Source organism: Kitasatospora sp. NPDC008115 (genome assembly GCF_042957205.1).
Classification (GTDB): Bacteria; Actinomycetota; Actinomycetes; order Streptomycetales; family Streptomycetaceae; genus Kitasatospora.
Genome location: NZ_JBIBHU010000001.1, coordinates 317,847 through 336,100 on the forward strand (window position 1 = coordinate 317,847; position 18,254 = coordinate 336,100).

An 18,254-nucleotide genomic window follows, 5' to 3' on the forward strand; every position below is an offset into this window, starting at 1 on the left:
GATGCCCGCCGACGCCGAGTCCGCCGAGACCGCGCCCGCCAAGACCGAGTCCGTCGGCGCCGCGTCCGTCGACACCGCGGACCGGGTACCCACCCACCGCCTGGAGGCGCGGGACCTGACCCTCGCCTACGAGGCGCGGACCGTCGCCGAGCAGCTCTCGCTGCGCGTCCCGGACGGCAAGGTCACGGTGATCGTCGGCCCGAACGCCTGCGGCAAGTCCACCCTGCTGCGCGCGCTCGGCCGGCTGCTGAAGCCGACCCGCGGCGCGGTGCTGCTGGACGGCGAGGAGCTGGCGCGCGTCCCCACCAAGCAGATCGCCCGGCGGATCGGCCTGCTGCCGCAGTCGCCGTCCGCCCCCGAGGGCATCGCGGTGGCCGACCTGGTGTCGCGCGGCCGCCAGCCGCACCAGAGCTGGTGGCAGCAGTGGTCGGCGGAGGACGAGGCGGCGGTCGCGGAGGCGCTGGAGCGCACCTCGACGGCCGAGCTGGCCGAGCGCGGTGTGGACGAGCTGTCCGGCGGGCAGCGGCAGCGGGTCTGGATCGCCATGGCGCTCGCCCAGGGCACCGACATCCTGCTGCTCGACGAGCCGACCACCTTCCTGGACATCGCGCACCAGGTGGAGGTGCTGGACCTGGTGCGCCGGCTGAACGTGGAGCGCGGGCGGACGATCGTCGCGGTGCTGCACGACCTCAACCAGGCGGCCCGGTACGCGGACCACCTGGTGGCGATGCGGGAAGGCCGGATCGTCGCGCAGGGCCCGCCGGCCGAGGTGGTCACGGCGCAGCTGGTGCGCGAGGTGTTCGGGCTGGAGTCGGTGGTGGTGCCGGATCCGGTGACCGGGACGCCGTTGGTGGTACCGGGCGCGCCGTGGGCGGTCAGGACGGGCGCATAGCAAAACTTTATGCACAAATTCGGACATAATCGACGAACTGCGCTCACCCCGCGTTCACCCTCCCCCCGCCGTCCGAGGTGCCGATGTCCCCGCTCACCCGCCGTACCCTGCTGACCTCGCTCGGCGGGCTCGGCGGCGCCGCGCTCACCGGCTGCACCACCCGCCACCCCGCGCCCCCGCCGGCCGTCCTCCCGGCCGCCGCCGAGACCCCCGTGCCCACCCCGCTGCCGCCGGTCACCGTGGCCACCGCCACCGGCCCGGTCACCGTGCCCGGCGCGCCGATGCGGGTGGTCGTCCTGGACACCGCCGAACTGGACTCCGCGCTCACCCTCGGCATCACCCCGGTCGGGGCGGCCCGGCCCGCGGCGGACCGGGCCTTCCCCGACTACTGGCCCGCCTCCCGGCTCACCCGGATCGCCTACGTCGGCCCGGTCGGCGCCCCTGACCTCGCCGCGGTCCGCGCCCTGCGGCCCGACCTCATCCTGTCCAACCAGACCCGCGACGGCGGCCGGTACGACGACCTGCGGGCGATCGCCCCGACCGTCCTCACCCAGACCACCGGCGCGCCCTGGAAGGCCAACGTCCAGACCCACGCCCAGGCGCTCAGCCGCCAGGACGCGGCGGCGGCCTTCGCGGCCTCCTACCAGCGGCACGTCAACCAGGTGGTGACCGCGCTGGCGAACGCCAAGGCCACCGGGCGGAGGGTCAGCCTGCTCCGCTTCGTCGAGGGCGGCGGCATCCGGCTGTACGGGCGGCAGAACTTCCCGGGCTCGGTCCTCGCCGAGGCCGGCCTCGCCCGGCCGGACTCCCAGAACACCGACCAGGCCGACCAGGAACTCCCGCCCGACCAGCTCGCGAAGGCCGACGGCGACCTGCTCCTCTACGCCGGCTCCGGCGACCCGACCCGCAACGGCCTCACCGCCACCCTGGCGAGCCCCGCCTGGCACTCCCTGGAGGCCGTCAAGTCCCACCGCGCCTTCCCCGTCGACGACCAGCTCTGGTTCCAGCCCCTCGGCTACACCGGCGCCAACTACCTCCTCCAGCAGCTCCAACGCTTCCTCGGCGCCTGACCGGGGTTCAGCCGGCGCGGGGCGGGTCCGTCGCCACGATCAGGTGCTGGAGGCCGTGCCGCAAGCGGCCTCGGCGTCCGCGAGCAGCCGTTCGCGCGGGACGCCGTCGGCGCGCCCGGCGAAGACCTCGTGGGACGGACCCGTGGTGGTGTCATTCCTCCTCCTCGTCGGCGACGGCGTTCAGGGAGGTGATGAGGGAGGAGAGCCGGGAGTTCCAGTTCTGCTGGGTCTGGCCGTCGATGGCGTGCTTCCTGGCCAGGTCGCGGACGGAGCGCTGGGCGCTCTTCAGCTTGGCGGCGGCGTCGTCGGGGCGGCCCTCGTTGAGGCGGGCGGTGGCCTCGTCGAGGGTGCGCAGCAGTTCGACCTGGCGGGCGCGGTCCTTCTCCACCTGGGTCTGCGCGATGCTCTGCCGCAGGGCGTTGATCTGCATCAGCGGGGCCGGGTCGTACGGGGCCGGGGTGGTGGCGGGGGCCGTCGGGGTGGGGCGGGCGGACGGGGTGGTGGCGGTCGGGGTCGGGGTGGGGGTGGGGGTGGGCGTCGAGGTGGCGGTCGCGGTCGCGGTGGGGCGAACGGACGGCGCGGCGGCGGGGGTGGACGGGTCGTCGAAGGCGGTGAGCGCGAGCACCGCGGCGCCCGCGACACCGGCCAGGCCGAGGGCACCGAACACGATCGGCTTGCGGCGGCTCTCCCGCTCGGGCTCCGGCAGCGGCGGCGGGCCCGCCGGGATCGGCGCCATCACCGAGGTGGCCGCCGGCGGCATGGGCGGCGCCGGCATGGGCGGCAGCAGGGTGGTGTGCTGCTGGTCCGGGGCGGCGGTGGGGAAGGCGGGCGGCAGCGGGGTGGCGGCGAGCAGTTCGGTGGTCGGGTCGGCGGGCACCAGCCCCGGCACGCAGGCCAGCAGTTCGGCCCGCGCCGCGGCGGCGTCCGCCGGACGGGCGGCCGGGTGCTTGGCGAGCAGCCGCAGCACCGCCGCGTCCAGCACGGGCGGCAGGCCGGGGCGCCGGGCGGAGGGCGGCAGCGGCTGCTCCCCGACGTGCTTGTAGGCGATCGCCACCGGGGTCTCGGCGGTGAACGGCGGCGCGCCGGTGAGCATCTCGGTGAGCACGCAGCCGACCGCGTACAGGTCAGTGCGCCCGTCCAGCGGGCTCGCGGTGGCCTGCTCGGGCGACAGGTACGCGGCGGTGCCGAGCACCGAGGCGGTCTGGGTCAGGTTGTGCGAGGAGCCCGCCCGGGCGATGCCGAAGTCGACGACCTTCACCCCGCCGTCGTCGGTGATCATGATGTTGCCGGGCTTGATGTCCCGGTGCACCAGGCCCGCCGCGTGCGCGTGGGCCAGCCCCTCGCAGACCGCGGCCGCGATCCCGACGGCCTGCTCGACCGGCAGCGCCGGCCGCTGGGCCAGCAGCGCGGCCAGCGAGCGGCCCTGCACCAGCTCCATCACGATGTACGGCGAGCCCTGGTCGACCCCGGAGTCGAAGACCATGACGATCCTCGGGTGGACCAGCATCGCGGCGTGCTGCGCCTCGCGGCCGAACCGCTCGGCGAACCGCGGGTCGTCGGCGAGGCCCCCGTTGAGGACCTTGACGGCCACCTGGCGTCCCAGCACGTGGTCCACCCCGCGCCAGACCGTGGCCATGCCGCCGACGCCGAGTATCTCGACGAGTTCGTAGCGCCCGTTCAGCGCGCGTCCGATCACCTGGAACCGCTCCCCTCGGAGGCCCTGCCCGGGGTCCCGGACCGCCTCGTGCACCTGTGCACGATAGCCCCGGCCGCCGGCGGGCCCGCCGGAAGGAGGAAGGCGGCCGGGGAACCGGGCAGCGGATCCCCGACCGCCGGCTCGTGGTCGTACGGGGACGACGGTCACGATCGGTCCTGGTCGGACTGGTCGAGCGGGGTGCCGGCCCGCCCTGACTGCGGGCGGGCGGGCCGGCGGGGTCCGGTCCGGACGGTCCTGCGGGCGCGTTCCGGGGTGCGCCCGCGGGACCGTCCGGGACCGGCCGGGTGGACGACTGGCACGGGGGAGCCGGCCGGCCACCCGGGGTCCTCGGGTGGAGCGGGGTACTGCGGCTACTGCGGTTTCTGCGGTGGTGCGGGTCCTGCGCTACTGCGGTGGTGCGGTCCGGATGGGCGACGGGCCCGGGGGGATTCGCTCGCCGCCCATCCGGAGATCGTGGGTCACCTCGGGTTGCCCGGGGTGTTGCCGCCGGTGCTGTCCGACCGGTCGGTCAGCACCGGCCCCGGCACGTCCGGGGTGACCGCCGTGGGCGGCGCGGTGGCCGCCTTCGATTCCCGGCCGGTGCCCTGGCCGTTGGTGCCCTGACCGTTACTCCCCTGACCGCCCTGGCCGTTGCCGCCGGAACCGCCGGTGCCCTGGCCGTTGCCGGTCCCGCCGCTCCCGCCGCCTCCGGAGGTCCCGGAGCTCGCGGCGCCGGACCGGGACGGTGCCGGAGTGCCCTGGCGGCCGTCGTCGCCCGCGCCGCGCAGCAGCCGGGCGCAGTACTCCGCCACCTTGTCCACTCCGCCGGCCGCGGCGACCAGCCCGCCGAACTGGGGGTCGGTGACCAGCGTGCGCGGGCGCTCGCCCTTGCCCTCCCGGTCGGAGAACGCCTTGCAGAGCGCCGCGTGGGCCACCGGGTTCGACGGGCCGCGCCCGTCCCCCGGCGTGACGGCGGGCGGCTGCGACGCCGTCGGCCGGTCGGCCGGCGCGGAGGGCGCGGAGGGCGCGGAGGGGGCCGGATCGGGGGTGGCCGGGGCGCTCGACGGACCGCCGGTCGCTCCCCCGGCCTTACCGACGGTGGACGGCTCCGCCGACGGCGTTCCGGAGCGGGTCCCGGCCGCGCTCTGCGGAGCGGACGTCACGGGGACGACCACGTGCCGCTCCGGCGTGTTCGAACCGCCGCCCAGCGGCGAGGGCAGGTTGCCCGTGCCGGCCGCGACCGCGACCCCGCCGAGCGCCGTGGCGCCGAGCACGACGACGGCGGCCTTCGTACTGAAGGTCCTCGTCAGCGCGGCGGTTGCCATCGAACGTCTCCGAACGGGTGCGGGTGCGGCGGGTACTGCGGGGACGGGCGCGAGACGGGCCTCCCGGAACGCGGCCAGGGCCGCCTCCTCCCCGGCCAGTTCACCCTGCTCCGCCGGCGCCGCGGCGGCGGCGAGCACCCGGGCGACCCGCTCCTGCGGCCCGTTGCCGGGCGGAAGGGGTCCCGCGTGCCCGGTGCTGCCGTCCGGGCCGGTGAGCGAGGCGTCCCGCCCGGCCGACGGGCCGCCCACGGCACCGGCGAGCAGGTGCTCGGCGGTGTCACGGTCGATCCGACGGGATCGGTTGGTGCTCATCTCATGTCCTTCAGCGTCGCGGCCCGGCGTTCTGTCACACCCTGCGGAGAATTTTTTTTCGCGGCCCGTCCGAGCCCCTTCCGGGCCGCCCCACCGCCGGTCGGCCCCCCGGCCTGACCGCCGGCCGGACCGCCCGCCGGAGCACCGTCCCCGCCGCGCCGCGCGGCCGGGATGCCGGGGCCGCCCGCGTTCGCCGGGAACGACTGCTCCAGCAGCTTGGCGAGCCGCTTCAGACCCCGGTGCGCGGCCATCCGGACGGAGCCGGAGCGTTTGCCGAGCACCTGGGCGGCGCTCTCCGCGTCCAGCTCCATCACCACCCGCAGCAGCACCGCCTCGGCCTGGTCCCGGGGCAGCCGGGAGATCAGCGCCAGCGCGTCCGCGGTGCCGACCGAGGCGAGTGCCGCGCCCGCGGTGTCGTCCCCGCCGGCCAGCCCGGACAGGTACTCGAAGGGCAGGTCGGTGACCGGCCGGCGACGGCGGGCCCGCAGGTGGTCCAGCGCCCGGTTGCGCGCGACGGTCGCCGCCCAGCCGCGGAAGCCGTCGCCGTCGCCGGTGAAGGAGCCGAGGTCGCGGGCGATCTGCAGCCAGGCCTCGGAGGCGATGTCCTCGGCGTCCTGGGCGTCCTCGGGCCTGCCTCCGACCAGCACCCGCAGGTAGCGGAGCAGGCCCGGCTGGACGCTCCGGAACAGCAGCCGGAAGGCCTCCTCGTCCCCGCCCTGCGCCGCCCTGACGGCCTCGGTCAGATCGACGGGGGTGGTGGTCGCGCCGCCCGCGGGCGGGCCTGGTGGCGGTCCGGACGTCGGGGCCGGTCCGGACCGGCCGACCGCGTTGTCGGTGCCCGCTCCGGGGCGTTCTGCACTCTGCACCCGCCACATCATCCGCCATTCGGGCGAACGTCCCGTGCCATGGGGCCGGGACCGTCCCGCGGCACTCCGTCCGCAACCCGGCGGACGGCGACCGGAACGCGGATCACCCCCCATGCCACCTTCAGGTCGAAGGTCCCGAGAGGTCCCGACCTTCGCATATGACACCAGAATGGCCTTGTCGCCTACGTTGTAGGTGAACGATCCATTCTCGCCGCCGCCTCGCGCCCCACCACCTCCCCCGTGCCGCAGGTGCCGCCGGCCGCTCCCCCACCCCCAGGAACGCCATGACCTCCGCTGCCCACGAGCTCTTCGAGCGCGGCCTGCGCGACCACCTCGCGCCCACCCTCCGCCTGCTGGGCCTCACCGGCTGGCGGCGGACCTTCAGCCTCCCCGACCCGACCCACTGGGCGCTGCTCGGCCTGGTCGAGCAGCGCGCCGGCGGCCGGCTCCGCTACACCTTCGACCTGAGCCTGACGCACCGCGCCGACTGGACCGCCGCGGCCTTCCCCGGCCCCCGCCCCGACCCGCGCGCCGTCTACGGCATCGAGTCCTGGCGGGCCCGGATCGGCGAACTGCTGCCGGTCTGCGAGGACGTCTGGTGGGAGGTGCTGCCCGGCCCGCGCTGGCGGGTCGCCCTGGACGACTCGGTGGCCGCCGTCCGCCACTACGGACTGCCCGAGCTGCGCCGCCGGGCCGAACGGGAGCGCGGCGCCGCGGCCGGCGAGACCTACCTCTCCCCCGCCGAGCTCGAACAGGTCAACGCCGCCCTGCTGGCCGTCCCGGTGGCCCGGATCCAGCGCGCCGAGCTGATCGGCGGGGCACTCGTCCTCACCGGCGCCTGGACGCGGGCGGACGCGGCCGCGCGCACCGTGCTGCGCGGCGTCGCCCACGGCTTCCTCTCGGCCGGGGGCGGGTTCTTCGCCGTCGTGCGGTGCGTGGACACCCTCGGCCGGCCGCTCTGGGACTTCGACCACCCCTGACGCGGCCCCGGACTCCGCGCCACTGATCATCCGACCATCACAGGAACCATCCGGCTTCACCGGAAGTCCTCGCATAACGAGGGGGTAACGGGACCCCCTCGTCAAGGAAACGGGGAACCGATGAGCCGGGCCGACGCGCGCGCCACCACCACCGAGGACCGCACCCTGGTCTGGGACGGCTGCCTCAACGTCCGCGACCTGGGCGGGCTGCGCACCACCACCGGCACCCGGACCGCCCCCGGCGCGATCGTCCGCGCCGACAACCTGGACCGCCTCACCGCCGAAGGGCGGGACGCCCTCCTGGACCACGGCGTGCACACCGTCGTCGACCTGCGCAACGCCGAGGAGTACAAGCCGCTCCTCCCGCTCCCCGAGGGCGTCGAACTGATCCGCGTCCCCCTGGACGAACTCGCCGGCCCCGCCTGGTGGCAGGCCTACGGCCACCTCGACGGCACCCCGCTCGCCCTGCGCCCCTACCTCGACCACTGCCCGCACGCCGCCGCCGAGTTGATCACCACGATCGCCGGCGCCCGCCCCGGCGGCGTGGTCGTCCACTGCGGCGCCGGCCGCGACCGCACCGGCCTCGCCGCCCTCCTGCTGCTCGCCCTCGCCGATGTCGAGCCCGCCGAGATCGTCGCCGACTACCTGCTGAGCACCCCCAACGTCCGCCCCCTCTACGGCATGCTCGGCCTGCCCGACCCGTTCCACCGCATCGACGCCGCCCTCGCCGAGGCCGGCACCACCGCCGAAGCCGCCCTCGCCGCCACCCTCACCGGCTTCACCCCCGCCTCCTACCTCCTCGCCGCCGGTGTCACCCCCACCGACCTCGCAGCCGTCCGCGCCCGTCTGCTGCCCTCCTGACGGGACATCCGGGGAGCGGGAGGTCGGCCCGCCCGACTTCCCGCTCCGGCACCGGCTCCGCGCCCTGGCAGACTCCGCGCTCTGGCAGACTCCGGGCGTGATCCTCCGAACCGCCACCCGCCGGGACCTGCCCGCCGTCATCGCGCTGCTCACCGACGAGGCGGGCGTGACCGATCCGGCCTCCGTCGAGGTGGGCGAGGCGTACGCCCGGGCCTTCGCCGACATCGACGCCGATCCGCGCAACGAGATGCTGGTGCTCGACGAGGGGGACGGGACGGTGCTCGGATACCTCCAGGTGACGTACATCCCGGGGCTCGGGCGGGGCGGGTCGGAGCGGGCGCTGATCGAGGGGGTCCGGGTGCGGGCGGACCGGCGCGGGGCCGGGCTGGGGCGGGAGTTGATGGACCGGGCGATCGAACGGGCGCGGGCGCGCGGCTGCACGCTCGTCCAGCTCACCAGCAACAAGCGGCGGACCGGGGCGCACCGGTTCTACGGCTCGCTCGGCTTCGACCGCAGCCACGACGGATTCAAACTGACGCTCCGATAATCGTTCGCGGCCGACCGGGGCGGCGCCCAATACTGCCGGGCATGGTGGACTTCTCCGACTTCGACACCCGCAACTACCCGACCGTGGACGTCCGGACCGGTTACGCCGGCTGGGTCGACAGCTATGAGCAGACCGTCGAGGACGCGATGGACCTCGCCGTCCTGGACCGGCTCGCGACACCGCCCTGGCCGGAGGTCCGCCGGGCCGCCGACCTCGGGTGCGGCACCGGGCGGACCGGCGCCTGGCTGCGCGGGAGGGCCGGCGACGGCCTGGTGCTGGACGGGGTGGACCTCACCCCCGAGATGCTGGCGCGCGCCGGGGAGCGCGGCGCCCACGACAGCCTGAAGGAGGGCGACGTCGCCGCCACGGGGCTCGAAGCCGGCGCCTACGACCTGGTGGTCTCCTCGCTGATCGACGAGCACCTGGCCGACCTCCGCCCCTACTACCGCGAGGCCTTCCGGCTGGCCCGCCCCGGCGGTCGCTGCGTCCTGGTCGGACTGCACCCGTACTTCATCATGGCCGCCGGCATGCCGACCCACTTCACCGGCGCGGACGGCGCGGACATCGCCATCACCACGCACGTCCACCTGGTCTCCGACCACCTCACGGCCGGCCTGGCGGCGGGCTGGACGCTGGTCGAGATGCGGGAGGCGGTGGTGGACGACGCCTGGATCGCGCTCAAGCCGAAGTGGGAGAAGTACCGCAGCCACCCGGTTTCGGCGGCGTACGTGTGGGAGAGGCGGTAGCGGCCAACTCGCCCTAGCGTCAACCCAAGGTTGACGATCCCGAATCGACAACCTACGGTTGACGCTATGGAGAATCCGATCGTCCCCAAGACCACTCAGCTGCGCCTCGACGACCTGATCGACGCGATCAAGAAGCTCCACACCGACGCGCTCGACCAGCTCTCCGACGCCGTCATCGCCGGCGACCACCTCGGTGAACTCGCCGACCACCTCATCGGCCACTTCGTCGACCAGGCCCGCCGCTCCGGCGCCTCCTGGACCGACATCGGCCGCAGCATGGGCGTCAGCAAGCAGGCCGCCCAGAAGCGCTTCGTCCCCAAGGACCCGGCCACCCCCAACGACCTCGACCCGAGCCAGGGCTTCGGCCGGTTCACCGACCGGGCCCGGCACGTCGTGATGGCCTCGCAGGAGGAGGCCCGGCAGGCCGGCAACGCCGAGATCGGCGCCGAGCACCTGCTGCTCGGCCTGCTCGCCGAGCCGGACGGCCTGGCCGTGCGGGCGCTCGCCGCCCAGGGCGTCACCCCGGAGGCGCTCCGCATGGCCGCCGCCGCCGTGCTGCCCGCCCCCGGCGCCGAGGTCCCGGCGCTCATCCCCTACGACACCCGGGGCAAGAAGGCCCTGGAGCTGACCTTCCGGGAGGCGCTGAAGCTCGGCCACAACTACGTCGGCACCGAGCACATCCTGCTGGCCCTGCTGGAGTTGGAGAACGGCGCCGGGGTGCTGAACGACCTCGGCGTGGAGAAGGCGGAGACCGAGCGGTTCGTCGCCGAACTCCTGGCCGCCTTCATCGCGTCGAGCAGCGGCGACCAGCAGCAGGACTGAACAAGCCGTTCCGGGGCCGTGCGGGACGGGTGCGGCCCCGGAACACCACCGGCGGGTCAGAAGCCCGACACATGGGTGGTGACGATCCGCACCCGCCCGTCCCGCTTCGCCTCCAGGGCCGCGCGCAGCCGCAACGAGCGGGCCGGGCCCAGCAGTTCGAGCGCCTCGTCATCGCCGACCCAGCGGTGGTCGTCCAGCTCGCCGGCCGGGACGGTCACGGGGGTGCCGTCCGGGACGCTGCCGAAGTCGAAGAGGAAGTGCTCGGCCGGGTGGTCGAGTTCGTCCGACGGGTGGGTCCAGGAGATGGCCAGCAGGTCCCCGGCCTCCCGGACGATGCCGGTCTCCTCCAGCAGTTCCCTGGCCGCGCACTCGGCCGGCCCCTCCCCCAGGTCGACGGTGCCGCCGGGGAACTGCCAGTGCTCCCGGTATCCCGCCTTGACCAGCAGGATCCGCCCGGAGGCGTCCCGCAGGACGCACCCCGCCGCCGCGTAGATCCGCGGCAGCGAGGCCAACCACTCTTCACGGGACTTCAACGGCTCGACCGACACGGCGGGGGCCTCCTGGGGCGTGGGGACGGGGGTGCGCCCCCACTCTGCCAGCCCCCGCTCCGCCGGCCCCCCGTTCCGCAGCCCCCCGTTCCGCCGGCCCCGGACGGTCGGCTCCCGAACGGTCAGCTCCGGGCGGACAGGTGCTCGACCAGCCGGTCGAAGCTGGAGTTGTGGCCGGCCTCCGCCTCCGGGCCCAGGAACATCGCCGGCACGTTCTCCTGCTCCATGAGCACCCGGGTGCGGCCGTCGCCGAGGTCGGTGAGGGTGATCCGGCCGGTGAGGCCGACGCCCTCCTCGACGAACTCCAGCATCTCGCCCGCGCGGATCGCGGTGAAGCGGCCGCTCAGCGGGTAGCGGTCGCCGGTCGCCTCGATCACCATCGTGCTGTCGAAGCGCCCGCCCACCTCCGGCTCGATGGTCACGGTGTCCAGCGGCACGTGGGTGCCGACCGGGCCCCAGAAGCGGACGAACTGCTCCGGCTCGACGTACGCCCGGAAGACCTCGGCCGGGGTGGCCGGCAGCTCGCGGACGATGGACAGGGTGCCGAGGTTCTCGGTCATGGTGGTGGTTCCCTCTGTTCGGTGGACGCGCCGCTCGGTGCCGCGCTTTCACAGGGGTAGACCGGGGGCGCGCCGGAAACTCATCGCTCCCCGGCGAAGTTTTTTCCGGAATCTTTCCGCCGGGCCGATGAGCCCCGTCCGCCGCACCGGTCTCACCTCCGTGAAGACCCGACCGGAAGCACCCGCCGACCGTCCGCTGAGCTGCGACCTCGGCGCCCTGACCACCCCCGACCTGGCCGTCGTCGACGCACTGGCCCGGCTGCGGCTCGCCGCCGGCCGGCACGGGGTGCGTCTCGTGCTGCGCAACGCGAGCGGCCCACTGCGCGAACTGCTCGCGTTCAGCGGGCTGGCCGCCGTCCTCCCCGCCGAGGAGGAGGACGGCGTCGAGGAGGACGCCGCGGGGCTACTCCCCGGCCGCCGGCCGCGGCGGCAGGCCGAAGAGCGGGAACAGCACGTCGGTGTCGAGGAAGTTGGTGAGCCCGGTGATCCGGCCCGCTGACACCTCCAGCACGATCAGCGCCCACGGCTCGTGCCCGCCGTCCGGGCTCGGCCGGTACTGGCCGAACGCGGGACCGCCGTTGGCCTCCACCGGCACCAGCCGTGAGCCCCGGCAGCCGTGGCCGGGCCCCAGCATCCACTCCCGGATGTCCGCGTGCCCGGTCAGCCAGAGCGCGAACGGCGGCATGTTGAGCGTGACGTCCTCGTGCAGCAGCGCCGCCAGGCCGTCCATGTCGTACGCCTCGAAGGCGGTGACGTACCGGGCCAGCAGTGCCCGGTGGTCCTCGTCCAGCCCCGCCGCCGGCCGGGACGCGGCCGGGTCGGCGGCGAGCGCGGCGCGGGCCCGCTGGAGCGCGCTGTTCACCGAGGCGACGGTCACGCCGAGCAGTTCGGCCACCTCGTTGGCCCGCCAGCCGAGCACCTCGCGCAGGATCAGCACCGCCCGCTGCCGGGGCGCCAGCCGCTGGAGCGCGGCGACGAAGGCCAGCCGCACCGACTCGCGCTGCGCGGCCACCTCGGCCGGGTCGCCGGTCTCGGGCAGCACCCGGCCGTCCGGAGTCGGGCCGATCCAGGTGACCTCGGGCAACTGGGCGTCGGTCGCGGTGGCCACGGTGGACGGGCCCGCCAGGTCCATCGGCCGGGCCCGGGCGTTGCGGCCGTTCAGCGCATCCAGGCAGACGTTGGTGGCGATCCGGTAGAGCCAGGAGCGCAGCGCGGCGCGGCCCTCGAAGCCCCGGTACCCGCGCCAGGCGCGGACCATGGTGTCCTGCACCGCGTCCTCGGCCTCGAAGACCGATCCGAGCATGCGGTAGCAGTACCCGGTCAGCTCCGTCCGGTACCGCTCCAGCTGGAGCTCGACCGGCTCCTCCGTCATCGGCCCGGTCATCAGCCCGGTCATCAGCCCGGTCATCGTCCGCGCCCCCGCTCACCTGCTGTCGTCGATCACCGGGAAAGGTACCGCAGCGCACTGACAACGCCACCGCGCGCCCTCGGCCGCCGTCCTGAACACGGGTCAGGACGGCGGCCGGGGCGCGTTGGGCGCTCAGTGCGCGCTGTGCTTCTCGGCACCGCGGTGCCGGTGCCCCTTGAGTTCGGCATGCTGCGCGGGCGCGGAGTGCGGGACCGCCGTCGCCGCGTCCCGCCCACCGTGCCGGAAGGAGGCGCCGCCCGCGGTCCCGGCACCGGCGGCGGCGGACTGCGGGGTCGCGGTGCGCAGCCTCGGCGGGAGCGTGTCCGGCGTCGTCGCCATGCCCCGGCGCTCCAGCAGCTCCTGGGCACCGCTGCGGAGCCTGGACGGGCTTCCCGCTGTTCGCTTGGTCATCGTCGGCCTCCCTTCGGTGGCCGCCGGCCGGACGGAACCCGGCCGGGGGCCGCACGGGCGTTATGTCCCGATTGGTCGGGGATTACACCTCAACCCATGGCCGCCGGAACGTCAACCCGGTCACCCCATGAGGTCATGGACGAAACACCACCGCCAGTCCTCTCCCGGCTCGTAGGACCGGATCACCGGGTGCGAGCTTTCGTGGAAGTGCGCGGTGGCGTGCCGCTGCGGCGAGAAGTCGCAGCAGCCGATGTGGCCGCAGTCCAGGCAGAGCCGCAGGTGCACCCAGTCCCGGCGCCCCTGGGCCAGGCAGTCGGCGCAGCCGTCGACGGGCGGCCGGGGCGCGATGTCCCGGGGTGCGGCGGCGAGGTCTTCGCAGGCGCTCATGGAACGCACAGTAGTGACGCCGGGCCCGGCCCGCTCCCCGGGACACGCGCCCGAGGGCCCGTGGGACCATGCCCCAGTGGCGGAAACAACGGGGAGCACGACGGTTGGCACGACCAGCGACACGGGGGACCCCCCGCCGTCCGGCATATCCGGGACCGGCCGGATCCGGCAGCCCGCGGCACTGATCCGGCTGCTCGCCGGCCTCACCGTGATCGCCCTGGCCCTGCTCTGCGCCGACTACGCCCGCGCCACCACCAGCGGCCTCGCCGAGGACGTCGCCGCGGCCGCCGCACTCGTGCCGCACCCACTGGGCGGCGTCGCCACCGGCCTCACCACCGCCGCGCTGCTGCTCCTGCCCGTGCTCTCCGCCGCCCGACGGCTGCTGCGCCCGACGGCCGACCGGCGGCACGTCCTCCAGCAGCTCGCCGACGGCGTGCTGGCCGCCGTCCTCGCCTACGGCGCCTCACTCGCCCTGGACCTGTGGATCGACGGGCCCGCGCCGTTCTCCCTGGTCTCCGCGCTCACCCAGCCGCTGCCCGGCGACCCGCTGGCCCGCACCGAGCCGGTCTACGGCCACCTCGCCCCGGTCCTGGCCTTCCTCATCGCCTCCGCGGCCCGCGAACGCCGGGTGCCGCGGACCGTCCTCGCCCTCTCCGCGCTGGCCGGGCTCGCCGGCGGGGCCGCCACCCCGACCGCCCTGCTCCTGGGGGTGCTGATCGGCTGGACGGCCGCCCACGGCACCCGCTGGGCCGTCGGCACCCCGGACCCGCGCCCCCGGCCCGCCCAGCTGCTGCACAGCCTGCGCGAGGCCGGCCTGCGCCCGGTCGCCGCCACCCCGGCCGGCCAGGACCGCTACCTGGTCCGCCAGCAGGACGGCCGCCCCGAGCTGGACGTCCAGCTGCTCGACCGGCAGGCGGTCACCGCCGCCCTGGTGCAGCGGGCCTGGCGGCGGCTGCGGCTGCGCACCGCCCCGCACCCGCGCGCCCTGCGCTCGCTGCGCACCGGACTGGAGCACGAGGCGCTGGTCTCCTACGCGGCCGTCGCCGCCGGGGTCCGCACCCGCCCGGTCGCCGCCACCGCCGAACTCGGCCCGGACACCGCGCTGGTCGCCTACCAGCGGCTGCCCGGCCGCGCCCTGGACGAGCTGGCCGACGAGGAGCTCACCGACGCGCTGCTCGCCGACGCCTGGGGCCAGCTGGCCCTGCTCCAGCGGCGGGCGATCGCGCACCGCGCGCTGGTGCCCTCCGCGCTGCTGGTCGATGCGGCGGGCGCGGTGCACCTGGTGGGCCTCGCGGACGGCGACATCGCGGCGGGCGAACTGGTGCTGCGCAGCGACATCGCCCAGCTGCTCACCACGCTCGCGCTGCGCACCGGGGCCGAGCGGTCGGTGCGCGCCGCGGTGGCGGTGCTCGGCCCGGACGCGGTCGCCGCCGCGCTGCCGCTGCTCCAGCCGATCGCGCTGACCCGCGGCACCCGGCACGCCCTCAAGCAGGCCGGACGGGCCGCGCAGAACGCGGGGACCGCGGGGACCGGAGCACCCGCGCCCGACCTGCTGGAGGAGATCCGCGCCGAAGTCCTCCGCAGCCGCCCGCAGGCCCCCGTCCGCCCGGTCCGGCTGGAGCGGCTGCGCCCCCGTACCCTGCTCGCCGTCGGCGGCGGCGTGGTGGCCGGCTGGCTGCTGGTGCCGCAGTTCTTCGCCACCGAGCGCAACCCGATCGCCGCCGTCGCCGACGCCGACCCGTTCTGGCTGGTCCTCGCCCTGCTCGCGGCGGCCGTCAGCCACGTCATGGGGGCGATGGGCTTCGTCGGCTTCGTCCCCGAGCGGCTGGACTTCCGCCACGCGGTGCTCGCCCAGGTCGCCGGCTCCTTCGTGAAGCTCGTCTCCCCCGGCGGGGTCGGCGGCGTCGCCCTGAACACCCGCTTCCTCCAGCGGGCCGGCATCCCGACCGCGCAGGCGCTCTCCAGCGTCGGCGTGGGACAGCTGCTCGGGCTGGTGCTGCACCTGCTCCAGATCGGCGCCTTCGTCTACCTGACCGGGGTGGAGACCGGCGGCTCCGAGCTGGAGGCCCTGCCGTTCGTGGTCGGCGGCCTCGCCGTGGCGGGCGTCCTACTGGCCGCGGTGTCCGCCGTACCGCCGGCCCGGCGCTGGCTGGCCGCCCGGCTGCGCCCGCTGACCGCCGAGGTGCTGCCCCGGCTGGTGGAGCTGCTGCGCAATCCCTGGCGGCTGGCGGTCGGCTTCACCGGGCAGCTGCTGGTGTCGATCACGCTGATCGCCTGCCTGTACTGCTCCGCCCGGGCGGTCGGCTCGGAGCCGGGCTTCGCCGCGGTCGGCGTGGTGTTCCTGGTCGGCAACACCGCCGGGAGCGCGGCGCCGACGCCGGGCGGGGTCGGAATCGTGGACGGCGCCCTGGTGGCCGGCCTGCAGTGGACCACCTCGATGGAGAACGGCGGGGCGGTGGCCACCGTCACGCTCTTCCGGCTGCTCACCTTCCTGCTGCCGGTGCTCCCGGGCTGGGCGGCGTTCAGCTGGCTCCAGCGCCGCGGGGCGCTCTGAGCCCGGCCCCTCCCCGGCGCGGGGCTACTCCCGGTACTCGTCCTCGTCGAGCTGGACGATCCGGCTCTGCTCGGCGACGTCCGCGACATCGGTGGCCAGGTCCGCGCCGAGCGCGCGCCGCTCGGCCAGCTCGTCGTACTCGTCCTCCACCGCCTGCTCGTCCGGCTCCGCGGCCTCGTCGACCTCGTCCAGGTAGTCCTCGTGGTTCTGCGGCATGGCGTCCGTCCTCGTTCCTCGAAGGTTCCTCGGAGACTTCATCGGAGACTTCATCGGAGGCTTCCTCTGACCCGGTGGCGACTGCCCGGTGCGGTACTGGCAGTATCCGTCGGCCGCCGCCCGGGCGCGAAGCGCCACCGGCCCGTCGGCGTGTTGCCTCCTACCCGGATTGACCCGTCGAAACCGACCGGGAATGGACCCCGCGCGGGGTTCACCCGCTTCCTAGGGTCATAGCCATGACGACGAACGCGCACACCCCGCAGCACACCGCCCGCCTCGACTACGCCCGCACCGCCCCCAAGGTCTTCCGCGCGATGATCGCGCTGGACGCCGCCGCCAGGGAGGGCCTCGACCCGGCCCTCGTCGAGCTGGTGCAGATCCGCTCCTCCCAGCTCAACGGCTGCGCCTACTGCCTGGACATGCACGTCAAGGACGCCCGCAAGGCCGGCGAGAGCGACGAGCGGATCTATCTGCTGCCCGCCTGGCGGGAGGCCCCCGAGGGCGTCTACAGCGAGCGCGACCGCGCCGCCCTCGCGCTCGCCGAGCAGATCACCCACATCGGCGGCGGCGTGTCCGACGAGGTGTACGGGCGGGCCGCCGAACTGTTCCCGGAGCAGGAGCTGGCCCAGCTGATCTCGCTCTGCTACACCATCAACGCCTGGAACCGGATCAACGTCGCCACCCGCAAGACCCCCGGCACCCACTGACCGCCGCGGGCCGGGCGCTCGGGCAGACCGGGTCTCCCGGACACCGGGGTACGATCGGAGCCGTACCAGCAGGGCTTACCCACACCTCCCGGTGGCCCCGAGGCCCTTACGAACGACGGGGAAATCATGTCCGGCTCGCACTACTTCACCGGTGCACCCGAGGTCGCCAGCGAGCGCCGTCCGATCACGGTCACCCTGCCGGACCTCACCCTGGAGCTCACCACCGACGCGGGCGTCTTCTCCCGCACCCGGCTGGACCCCGGCACCCGGATCCTGCTGGAGCACGCGCCGCAGCCCCGGGTCCGCGGCCCGATCCTGGACGTCGGCTGCGGCTACGGCCCGATCGCGCTGACCTGGGCGAGCCGCCGCAAGCGGCTCCCGGTCTGGGCGGTGGACGTCAACGGCCGCGCCCTGGAGCTGGTCCGGCACAACGCCGAGTCGCTGGGGCTGGGCAACGTACAGGCCGCGCTGCCCGAGGAGGTCCCCGCCGACCTGCGGTTCGCGGCGATCTACTCCAACCCGCCGATCCGGATCGGCAAGGCGGCGCTGCGCCGGCTGCTGGAGCAGTGGCTCGGGCGGCTGACCCCGGACGGCTCCGCCTTCCTGGTGGTGCAGAAGCACCTCGGCTCGGACTCGCTGCAGAAGTGGCTGAACGAGCAGGGCTGGCCGACCACCCGGCTGACCTCGGTCAACGGGTTCCGGATTCTGGAAGCGCGGCCCCGCCCGGCGGCGGGCGAGGGCCCCGAGAGTGGACGAGGGACGACGTCGTGAAGCAGCTCCGCGGGACCGAACTGAAGCGGCTGCACCGCTCGTGGCGGCGTGGCAACGAGTTCCGGCTCGCGATGATCCTGGAGAACCTCCAGTCGCCGTTCAACGTCGGCTCGGTCGTCCGGACCGGCGCCGCGATGGGCGCGGAGAAGCTCTACCTCACCGGTGACACCCCGTCGGTGCGCTCCTCCGGCGCGCAGAAGGCGGCGATGGGCACCGACAAGTACCTGAAGGTGGAGCACTTCCCCACCGTCGCCGAGGCGATCGCGGCGGCGAAGGCCGACGGCTTCAAGGTGGTCGGCCTGGAGCTCGCGGACGAGGCGGTGCCGATGTTCGCCGCCGCGCTGACCCCGGCGGTCGCCTTCGTGCTCGGCCACGAGGACCGCGGGGTGACGGCGGAGGCGCTCGGCCTCTGCGACCAGGTGGTGTTCGTGCCGCAGCTGGGCCGGGTCGGCTCGCTGAACGTCTCCGCCGCCGCCACGGTGGCCTGCTACGAGGCGCGCCGCCAGGGGTACGCGCTCACCGGCACCCCGGACGGCACCGACGCCGGCGGCCTCGACGGCCTCGACGAGGACTGA

The 18,254-nt window shown here is 75.1% G+C and carries 21 protein-coding genes; 12 read left to right on the forward strand and 9 right to left on the reverse strand.

Features of this window, described 5'->3' with window-relative positions:
* Position 1: 1 nt before the first annotated feature.
* Positions 2–892: an ABC transporter ATP-binding protein gene (locus ACFZBX_RS01370; RefSeq protein ID WP_391530694.1), complete on the forward strand. Its 891-nt coding sequence runs from the start codon at positions 2–4 to the stop codon at positions 890–892.
* An 83-nt stretch (positions 893–975) separates the two neighbouring features.
* A complete protein-coding gene (locus ACFZBX_RS01375) occupies positions 976–1,962 on the forward strand; it encodes an ABC transporter substrate-binding protein (protein WP_391530696.1) in 987 nt (328 codons plus the stop codon).
* Positions 1,963–2,113: 151 nt separating this feature from the next.
* Here the strand turns inward: ACFZBX_RS01375 and ACFZBX_RS01380 are convergent, their stop codons facing one another.
* The 3 genes from ACFZBX_RS01380 to ACFZBX_RS01390 form a co-directional block, all read right to left on the reverse strand.
* Positions 2,114–3,712: a protein kinase gene (locus tag ACFZBX_RS01380; RefSeq protein ID WP_391530698.1), complete on the reverse strand. Its 1,599-nt coding sequence runs from the start codon at positions 3,710–3,712 to the stop codon at positions 2,114–2,116.
* A 425-nt stretch (positions 3,713–4,137) separates the two neighbouring features.
* A complete protein-coding gene (locus tag ACFZBX_RS01385) occupies positions 4,138–5,295 on the reverse strand; it encodes a hypothetical protein (protein WP_391530699.1) in 1,158 nt (385 codons plus the stop codon).
* Positions 5,292–6,038 carry an RNA polymerase sigma factor gene (locus tag ACFZBX_RS01390; RefSeq protein ID WP_391531036.1) on the reverse strand — a complete coding sequence of 249 codons (747 nt, stop codon included), beginning with the start codon at positions 6,036–6,038 and terminating at the stop codon, positions 5,292–5,294. The genes ACFZBX_RS01385 and ACFZBX_RS01390 overlap by 4 nt, the downstream gene beginning before the upstream one ends.
* A 407-nt stretch (positions 6,039–6,445) precedes the next feature.
* Here ACFZBX_RS01390 and ACFZBX_RS01395 point away from each other — a divergent pair, with 407 nt between their 5' ends.
* The 5 genes from ACFZBX_RS01395 (at position 6,446) to ACFZBX_RS01415 (ending at position 10,117) form a co-directional block, all read left to right on the forward strand.
* Positions 6,446–7,141: a hypothetical protein gene (locus tag ACFZBX_RS01395; RefSeq protein WP_391530700.1), complete on the forward strand. Its 696-nt coding sequence runs from the start codon at positions 6,446–6,448 to the stop codon at positions 7,139–7,141.
* Between the two features lie 120 nt (positions 7,142–7,261).
* Positions 7,262–8,002, forward strand: a complete 741-nt coding sequence (locus ACFZBX_RS01400; protein WP_391530701.1) for a tyrosine-protein phosphatase — start codon at positions 7,262–7,264, stop codon at positions 8,000–8,002.
* Positions 8,003–8,099: 97 nt separating this feature from the next.
* On the forward strand, positions 8,100–8,549 hold the full coding sequence (locus ACFZBX_RS01405) for a GNAT family N-acetyltransferase (protein ID WP_391530703.1): 450 nt from the start codon (positions 8,100–8,102) through the stop codon (positions 8,547–8,549).
* Between the two features lie 41 nt (positions 8,550–8,590).
* Positions 8,591–9,295, forward strand: coding sequence for a class I SAM-dependent DNA methyltransferase (locus tag ACFZBX_RS01410; RefSeq protein WP_391530704.1), 705 nt, complete (start codon positions 8,591–8,593; stop codon positions 9,293–9,295).
* 66 nt (positions 9,296–9,361) lie between these two features.
* On the forward strand, positions 9,362–10,117 hold the full coding sequence (locus tag ACFZBX_RS01415; protein ID WP_391530706.1) for a Clp protease N-terminal domain-containing protein: 756 nt from the start codon (positions 9,362–9,364) through the stop codon (positions 10,115–10,117).
* Positions 10,118–10,173: 56 nt separating this feature from the next.
* Here ACFZBX_RS01415 and ACFZBX_RS01420 read toward each other — a convergent pair whose 3' ends face one another.
* Both ACFZBX_RS01420 and ACFZBX_RS01425 read right to left on the reverse strand, forming a co-directional pair.
* Positions 10,174–10,665, reverse strand: a complete 492-nt coding sequence (locus tag ACFZBX_RS01420) for an NUDIX domain-containing protein (RefSeq protein ID WP_391530707.1) — start codon at positions 10,663–10,665, stop codon at positions 10,174–10,176.
* Between the two features lie 122 nt (positions 10,666–10,787).
* Positions 10,788–11,225: an SRPBCC domain-containing protein gene (locus ACFZBX_RS01425; RefSeq protein WP_391530708.1), complete on the reverse strand. Its 438-nt coding sequence runs from the start codon at positions 11,223–11,225 to the stop codon at positions 10,788–10,790.
* A 127-nt stretch (positions 11,226–11,352) separates the two neighbouring features.
* Between ACFZBX_RS01425 and ACFZBX_RS01430 the strand changes: the two genes are divergently transcribed.
* The gene (locus ACFZBX_RS01430) at positions 11,353–11,724 is read left to right on the forward strand and encodes an STAS domain-containing protein (RefSeq protein ID WP_391530709.1); all 372 of its coding nucleotides are present in this window, start codon (positions 11,353–11,355) and stop codon (positions 11,722–11,724) included.
* On the opposite strand, the gene ACFZBX_RS01435 is transcribed toward ACFZBX_RS01430, so the two are convergent.
* The 3 genes from ACFZBX_RS01435 to ACFZBX_RS01445 form a co-directional block, all read right to left on the reverse strand.
* The gene (locus tag ACFZBX_RS01435) at positions 11,629–12,633 is read right to left on the reverse strand and encodes a sigma-70 family RNA polymerase sigma factor (protein ID WP_391530711.1); all 1,005 of its coding nucleotides are present in this window, start codon (positions 12,631–12,633) and stop codon (positions 11,629–11,631) included. The genes ACFZBX_RS01430 and ACFZBX_RS01435 overlap by 96 nt on opposite strands.
* Before the next feature lie 132 nt (positions 12,634–12,765).
* On the reverse strand, positions 12,766–13,044 hold the full coding sequence (locus ACFZBX_RS01440; RefSeq protein ID WP_391530712.1) for a hypothetical protein: 279 nt from the start codon (positions 13,042–13,044) through the stop codon (positions 12,766–12,768).
* Between the two features lie 120 nt (positions 13,045–13,164).
* On the reverse strand, positions 13,165–13,431 hold the full coding sequence (locus tag ACFZBX_RS01445; protein WP_391530713.1) for a UBP-type zinc finger domain-containing protein: 267 nt from the start codon (positions 13,429–13,431) through the stop codon (positions 13,165–13,167).
* Between the two features lie 76 nt (positions 13,432–13,507).
* Here ACFZBX_RS01445 and ACFZBX_RS01450 point away from each other — a divergent pair, with 76 nt between their 5' ends.
* A complete protein-coding gene (locus ACFZBX_RS01450; RefSeq protein ID WP_391530715.1) occupies positions 13,508–15,985 on the forward strand; it encodes a lysylphosphatidylglycerol synthase domain-containing protein in 2,478 nt (825 codons plus the stop codon).
* Between the two features lie 24 nt (positions 15,986–16,009).
* Here ACFZBX_RS01450 and ACFZBX_RS01455 read toward each other — a convergent pair whose 3' ends face one another.
* A complete protein-coding gene (locus ACFZBX_RS01455; RefSeq protein ID WP_391530717.1) occupies positions 16,010–16,201 on the reverse strand; it encodes a hypothetical protein in 192 nt (63 codons plus the stop codon).
* 236 nt (positions 16,202–16,437) lie between these two features.
* Between ACFZBX_RS01455 and ACFZBX_RS01460 the strand changes: the two genes are divergently transcribed.
* The 3 genes from ACFZBX_RS01460 to ACFZBX_RS01470 all read left to right on the forward strand — a co-directional run bounded on the left by ACFZBX_RS01460 (position 16,438) and on the right by ACFZBX_RS01470 (position 18,254).
* Complete coding sequence (locus tag ACFZBX_RS01460; RefSeq protein ID WP_391530719.1) at positions 16,438–16,908, forward strand: carboxymuconolactone decarboxylase family protein; 471 nt, start codon at positions 16,438–16,440, stop codon at positions 16,906–16,908.
* A 126-nt stretch (positions 16,909–17,034) separates the two neighbouring features.
* Entirely contained in the window at positions 17,035–17,679 is a 645-nt protein-coding gene (locus tag ACFZBX_RS01465) for a class I SAM-dependent methyltransferase (RefSeq protein ID WP_391530720.1), read from the forward strand.
* On the forward strand, positions 17,676–18,254 hold the full coding sequence (locus ACFZBX_RS01470) for a TrmH family RNA methyltransferase (protein WP_391530722.1): 579 nt from the start codon (positions 17,676–17,678) through the stop codon (positions 18,252–18,254). The genes ACFZBX_RS01465 and ACFZBX_RS01470 overlap by 4 nt, the downstream gene beginning before the upstream one ends.